Source organism: Streptomyces europaeiscabiei, from assembly GCF_001550375.1.
Lineage (GTDB): Bacteria > Actinomycetota > Actinomycetes > Streptomycetales > Streptomycetaceae > Streptomyces > Streptomyces europaeiscabiei.
Genome location: NZ_LRTR01000268.1, coordinates 1 through 862, shown reverse-complemented (window position 1 = coordinate 862; position 862 = coordinate 1). Strand labels below are relative to the sequence as shown.

At 76.7% G+C, this 862-nt stretch carries 1 protein-coding gene; it reads left to right on the top strand.

The window, feature by feature from the left end; translation table 11 throughout:
* Positions 1 to 862 (top strand): aminotransferase class I/II-fold pyridoxal phosphate-dependent enzyme (locus AWZ10_RS12740; protein WP_159058260.1); only part of this gene is annotated, 862 nt, incomplete at both ends.

The window sequence follows — 862 nt, the reverse complement described above, 5'->3', positions numbered from 1 at the left end:
CTCGCCACGGGCGGCTGGCGCCCGGCCCCGGACCGGTTCCTCTTCGCCGGGAACGCCCGCCAGGCCATCGCCGCGGCCCTCGCCCACCTCGTCCGGCCCGGGGGCCGCGTCGGCGTCGAGGCCCTCACGTATCCGCTGGTCAAGGAGATCGCCGGTCGGCTGGGGGTGACCCTGGTGCCGCTCGCCACGGACGGGCAGGGGGTGCGGCCGGAGGCCGTGGTCGCCGCGCACCGGGCGGCGCCGCTGTCGGCGGTGTACGTGCAGCCGACGTTGCACAATCCGACGTCCGTGACGATGGGCGGCGTACGGCGGGCCGAACTCGCCCGTGTGGTGCGGGAGGCGGACCTGCCGGTGATCGAGGACCGGATCTGGTCGTTCCTGGCGGACGGGGATCGTGGTGAAGGGGACTTCGGCGAGGACGTGCCGCCGCCGTTGGCCCTGTTCGCGCCGGAGCGGGTGTTCGTCGTCGACGGGTTGTCCAAGCGGGTCGCGCCGGGGCTGACGGTCGGGTTTCTGGTGGTGCCGGAGGGGCGGGCCGAGGGGGCGGCGGACGCGTTGCGTTCGGGGGGCTGGACGGCGGGGCGGTTCGCGCTGGAGGCGGGGGTGCGGTGGATCGGGGACGGGACGGTCGGGCGGCTGGTCGCGGCGAAGCGGGCGGACGCGGCGGCACGGCAGCGGATGGTCGCCGAGCATCTCGCGGGGTTCGCCGTACGGGGGGATCCGCGGGCGTACTACGCGTGGTGGGAGTTGCCGGAGCCGTGGCGTGCCGACACGTTCTGCGCGGCGGCGGCGGAGAGGGGGGTGGCGGTGACCGGGGGGTCGGCGTTCAGCGTGCCGACGGTGGGGGCCGGCCGGGGGCCTG